General features: G+C 43.7%; 5 protein-coding genes. 4 read left to right on the plus strand and 1 reads right to left on the minus strand.

What is annotated here, in order from left to right:
- The first annotated feature begins 53 nt into the window (after nt 1-53).
- Nucleotides 54-851 carry a hypothetical protein gene (locus V7051_RS24290; RefSeq protein ID WP_333879340.1) on the plus strand — a complete coding sequence of 266 codons (798 nt, stop codon included), beginning with the start codon at nt 54-56 and terminating at the stop codon, nt 849-851.
- Between the two features lie 358 nt (nt 852-1,209).
- On the plus strand, nt 1,210-1,818 hold the full coding sequence (locus tag V7051_RS24295) for a hypothetical protein (protein WP_333879339.1): 609 nt from the start codon (nt 1,210-1,212) through the stop codon (nt 1,816-1,818).
- Between the two features lie 206 nt (nt 1,819-2,024).
- Here the strand turns inward: V7051_RS24295 and V7051_RS24780 are convergent, their stop codons facing one another.
- Nucleotides 2,025-2,147, minus strand: coding sequence for a transposase (locus tag V7051_RS24780; RefSeq protein WP_442919696.1), 123 nt, complete (start codon nt 2,145-2,147; stop codon nt 2,025-2,027).
- Nucleotides 2,148-2,686: 539 nt separating this feature from the next.
- Between V7051_RS24780 and V7051_RS24300 the strand changes: the two genes are divergently transcribed.
- Together V7051_RS24300 and V7051_RS24305 are read left to right on the plus strand one after the other, a co-directional pair.
- Nucleotides 2,687-4,375 (plus strand): lipase family alpha/beta hydrolase, encoded by a 1,689-nt coding sequence (locus tag V7051_RS24300; RefSeq protein ID WP_333879338.1) that lies wholly within the window; start codon nt 2,687-2,689, stop codon nt 4,373-4,375.
- A gap of 112 nt (nt 4,376-4,487) precedes the next feature.
- The gene (locus V7051_RS24305) at nt 4,488-5,033 is read left to right on the plus strand and encodes a hypothetical protein (RefSeq protein WP_333879337.1); all 546 of its coding nucleotides are present in this window, start codon (nt 4,488-4,490) and stop codon (nt 5,031-5,033) included.
- Nucleotides 5,034-5,124: the final 91 nt, after the last annotated feature.

Below are 5,124 nucleotides of genomic sequence, written 5' to 3' on the forward strand. Positions count from 1 at the left end.
CTGCGTGACCCTAGAATTAAGGCTTATTCAGGAGGATAGCGAAAGTCCTACTAATGAAAAAAATTATAACATCTACTTTATTAACTCTGGCTTTAGCTTCAACGGCTCAAGCTCAAACACAATCAACGCATGGCGCGACCCCAACTTATGGAAATAATGGCTATCAAGCCCCTGCGGGAACTGTGTTCCATTTTAGCCCTAGCGTTGCCGCCGTTGCCCCCGCTGGCTCGACAATTCAAAACATCATCATTAATGGGTTGATGGTGTGGAATACGGCGGACACAAACGCCAACGTTCACGCCAGAATTGCAAGCTTTAGCTTGGGCGCGAATGCTCCAGCAGAGTGCGGAACACCTAACACAATCGGCTATTATGATTTCCATAACCCGCCCGCCGGTTGTCCGACAATATCAGCAGCTAATCAAGACGCACCAGCGGTTACCATTATTGGCGGTCCGGCGTCAACGCTTGGAAGCATCTACATAAACGCAAATGCAAACGTTCATTTTACGCTTAGCGGCTCAGTCCCTGCGGGTTACTATGACCTACAGACCAACTTCGCCCATGAGTTCGGGCATGTGCTTGGTTTGGGTCATCAATATAGCCCTGCTAACGCGGTCACGATTGTTAATGGCGTGGTTTATGCGGTTAATTACTCAGGCACCGACACCGGAACCGGCACTTGCGATAATGGCTACGGTAGCAACTACTGTGAAGCGGCTGTGTTAAACCCGCCTCCTGGTCGTCAAACTGAAACAATGGGGTCTAGTAACTGGATTTATGTCAATCAATTGCCTTGTGGCGGGTCTATCTCTCCTCATGATGCTGGCGCTATTAACGCAATCTACTAATCAACAATAATGGCTAGGGACGACCACTTTTTAGAGGTTAAAATGATGTATATTCCAGACGAAGAAGTTAGAGATGTCATCGAAAAACTGGACAATGCAAAGGGTTCTCGGTTCGTCCTGGACCGATTGGTTCATTTGCTGCATTCGAACCAAGAAAGCCCCAAAGAGTTAGAGCAAGCGGCGTTAATAAAGAACATTAGCAACGAGAATAGAGCCCTCACAGCCGGGCTCAAGCCTTACATATGACATCCTCTGCTTCTTTTTATGTCAAACGTAAGGCCTGACCCCGTTTGCAAAAAAAGGAAAGAGTCAATATCTAAAACCTCATTTCACAATTTACATTTTTTGGAGAATCACCATGCGTTTAATACCCATTGCACAATTGATCATCGCGTTTTTACCCGCAGTTACAGCTTTTGCCGACGATAACCCAACCTATAAAGAAGGACTATTGACAATTCCAAGGGTCGATACTGCCGAGCAAGTGGGTAAATATCAGGATGTTATAGTAAAGCCGACTGCTGAAGGAACTTGGCAGCTATTAAGCTTTAAAGAAACAGCTGTGGTAAATACAGGAAGTGGATTGACTTTTGCTCCAATATATAAAGTTGAAGTGATCACCACGAGTTCTTTTCCAACTCAAGTTTTTTTAAAACTCTTTGGCAGCTATACTGATTGCGGGGATATTAGCCCAATCGTCCATCAGCGCTTTGCCGATAATCATTTTGAGGTGGTTTTAAATAAAACTTACCGAGCTGATAATCCGATTGCATGCAGTGGACCGAACACTGGATTCGCTAAAACTGTCCCTTTGTCAGTCTATGGTTTAAAAGCCGGAACTTATTCCTATAGCGTCGCCTCTACAGTCACCAACGCCAGTGGCCTTACCGGCACATTTAACTTGACTGCCGACAATGCGTCAGCAAATGACAGTACCCCTGACCCCATCCCCTCTATTGCTCAATAGTGTTCGGCTTATTTTTTGTCTGTTGCGACGGTTAGCCGCGATCACTCCAAATAGCCGAATAACTCTTCCTCGGTAGCCCAGCCGCTCAGGTAATGGCATACCATTTCATAGGTAACCTTTGGATTGGGCATTCGCCCAATCCAAAGGCTCAGCAGAAGACCGGCAATAATGGCGCTATAGACTTGGAATGTGACGCCATTTTCCGATTAGCAGAGCAAATGGCGGTAGCCCAATCCGCATTTCAACCAACGAAAAAACAATTCCACGCTCCAGCGATAACGGTAGGCCACGTTGATTAACTCGGCCGTCAATCCAAGCCGGTTGGGCACCAGTATCAAGTATTCTTCGGTGCCGTCGAGCCGACGTTTAGCCTAGGATTACAGATAAGCTATGTCGCAAATATCTATCAAACCCATCAAAATACTTAACGCCAAATAGTAGACATAAACCACACTGAACTTTTATTCTTGAGTGTCCCACAGAACTGTCCAAGTACCCTTATTTAATACCGATAATATGAATTATCAGTATTAAAAAAGGGCACATTGAAAGGGCCGAATTTTTTCTCCTGATAAGGAAGGTAATGCCATTATGTAATTTAATATTTGGTTTATGGGTTGTTCGGATATTCGTCCACCCTGAAGACGATCTACGATTTGAACATGAATTCCCCGGCTTTAGCTTGGAGGATGTATTCTGGCTGTAAAGCAGTAATAGCGGCGCTCGGCTACTTATGTGAAACGCTCAAGAATAAAAGTTCAGTGTGACTATGTCTACTATTTGGCACTAACTATCTTGGCCAGTTTGATAAGTATTTGCAACATGACCTATTTGTAAGCCTAGGCTGATATACAGCTGGAAAAGAGTTATGGTAAAAGTAAATTTATGGTTTGCGAATGGCCTTATTGAACCTGGCTATCAGGAGATGCGGCATGAAACCGCTTTGCGTTGTAGTGGTACTTACTTTTTTCAATTTTACCCATTAAGGAGCAATAAAGATATGTCAGAAGAAAAGTATAAAATTGAGCCACCGTATTATCCTATAGTCTATGTTCGAGGCTACGCTATGCGTTCCTCTGAGCGTGAAGAGACTTTTTATGATACCTACAACGGCTTTGCCGCCACATCGGTTGAGAAGCGCAATACTCCCCCTGACGAGGGACATATTGGAGCAGACGTCTTTGAAGGCCAACTTATCCGCTTTATGAAGATGAGAGATTACGGATACGCCGATCAGGTCAACAGAGGCCTAGAAAGCTTTCACTCAAATCCTTCTCGCAGTATCTGGATATGTCGCTTTTATGATCAAGATTACATCAGCGAGAGTTTGCGCAGCATTGAAGAGCATGCTGAAGATTTACGTAAGCTGATTTGCGAGACGATTCCAGATAGATTGAGGAATACTGGCGTTAATCTTGGAGAGAATGATAAAAACTATAAAGTCATTTTAATCGCCCACTCAATGGGGGGCTTGGTTTGCCGGACACTGATTCAGAATCTACTACCTAAACAGGGACAAGATCCGAAACGATGGGTTCATCGTTTGGTTACAATGGGAACGCCTCATGGTGGCATAGAGCTTGGACGGATTCCTGATTTTCTTGAGGACTTTGTCACATCAAGGCTAAATCCATTCGACGCTAATATTTTTAAAAGTGATCGAATGCGCGAGTACCTGAAACTCCCTTCTAACTATGCCGCGAATAGCTTAGGGCCACAAGACACACCCACTTCATTTCCCGTAAAACGGTGCCTCTGTATAATCGGCAGCGACTATCGTTCCTATAATGTAACCAAGGAGGTAACGGGGAACTTCAGCGACGGACTGGTGAAACAGAATAACGCTTACGTCGTGGGTGGAGAAGAACCAGCGGATAAAAATAAAGACAACTACAAAGAAGATCAGAAATGCTTTTGGGCTAATGTTCACCGGGCGCATTCAGGTCATCGTGGGATAGTCAACAGTTATGAGAGCTTCGAGAACATCCAGCGCTTTCTGTTCGGCAATATCAAGGCCGAGATGATGCTCGACAAATTGAGCATTAATGTCCAACCTGAGGGCGGTAGCAGGTATTTTTACGATTTCGAGTTCCTGTTTTCGATACGTAATAGTAGCGCATATCTACATCGCCGCGAGCAAGATCCATGCGAAAATGCAATGCGCTACAATCTTGAAAATGTACCTCAAAGACTTCCTCTGCATACAGGTTTTTTGAATTCAAACCTTAAGGACGAGAGTGAGCTGTTCTCACAGTTCTCTTTCAAGTTCCGCGTGGTTGAGCGTAGGGTGAAAAAAGGAATGCTGTGGGATCAAGAGTATCCTGATCGTCCCATTTACAACGAAACTCTTGAAATGCGGGTTGGCGATATTGATCCAGGTAATCCAGGAATAGAAGTGCAGTACAGGTGGCTATCTGATGGCGATAAATGGACGCAGGTAAACCCGGTAAAATCAGAGTATCGTTTTCCTCTACGCAAAGCGGGTTCAATCTCTGATGAGGCCGAGGTAGTAATTAAGGTTAGTTCATGGCCAGATATAAATTTGACTAAAGATTAGGAATTTGTGATCGATGCTATCCAGAAAATAGCATCGAATTTGACCATAAAAATATGCATCATTTTGTTTTATATGTTTATTTACTTTGTCTTACATTCACTTAGGTGCCTACATGAGCGAAAATATGACTTCAAGGTTTACACCTATTCTTCTTTTTTTAATACTTTATCCGATTAAAGGTTTGTCTGATCAGAGCATATCCGCCAAGGCCAATACGACACTTCCAGCAACCTCGTTAATTTCGTGTGACAAAGTTGTCGGTAAAAAACTTGCCGTAAGTACCGCTTGTTCCACAAAACTAAAGGCTGAAGAGCCTGAAAACCTAGCCGGTTTGATGATGAGCGCAGATGAAGAATACACTGTCACTGTACCCAGCGTACAGACGTGGCATGATGCTTCGCGGCTGAGCACACCACCATGTGGTGAATCAGGATCATCTATTATGAATCTTGTTTCTGTACTAAAAAGATCTAAGAAATCATTGTGGTTTTCGCTAATTGCAGAAATCAAAGGTGAAAATAAGCCTTATGATTTATGCCTGAGTGAAAATCTTATGGCAACTGAGAATGGGAAACTTATTCTTTACGCAAATGATGCCAAAGGATTTTACAAAAATAACTCAGGTGAGATTCTCGTCGAAATTTACCGCAATAAATAGTTCTATGAAGATTAAGTCGCATGCGTAAAGACAATACCGTAAGCGTCCGCTTTCCCCACCTATGTTAAATGCCCGGAATGATCGATCCTTA

Source organism: Methylobacter sp. (assembly GCF_036845245.1).
GTDB lineage: Bacteria > Pseudomonadota > Gammaproteobacteria > Methylococcales > Methylomonadaceae > Methylobacter_A.

What these genes read in the sequence shown, in the direction of transcription:
- V7051_RS24290 (WP_333879340.1), top strand. Translation starts at nt 54, where the DNA reads ATGAAAAAAATTATAACATCTACTTTATTAACTCTGGCTTTAGCTTCA.
- V7051_RS24305 (WP_333879337.1), top strand. Translation starts at nt 4,488, where the DNA reads ATGAGCGAAAATATGACTTCAAGGTTTACACCTATTCTTCTTTTTTTA.
- V7051_RS24295 (WP_333879339.1), top strand. Translation starts at nt 1,210, where the DNA reads ATGCGTTTAATACCCATTGCACAATTGATCATCGCGTTTTTACCCGCA.
- V7051_RS24300 (WP_333879338.1), top strand. Translation starts at nt 2,687, where the DNA reads ATGGTAAAAGTAAATTTATGGTTTGCGAATGGCCTTATTGAACCTGGC.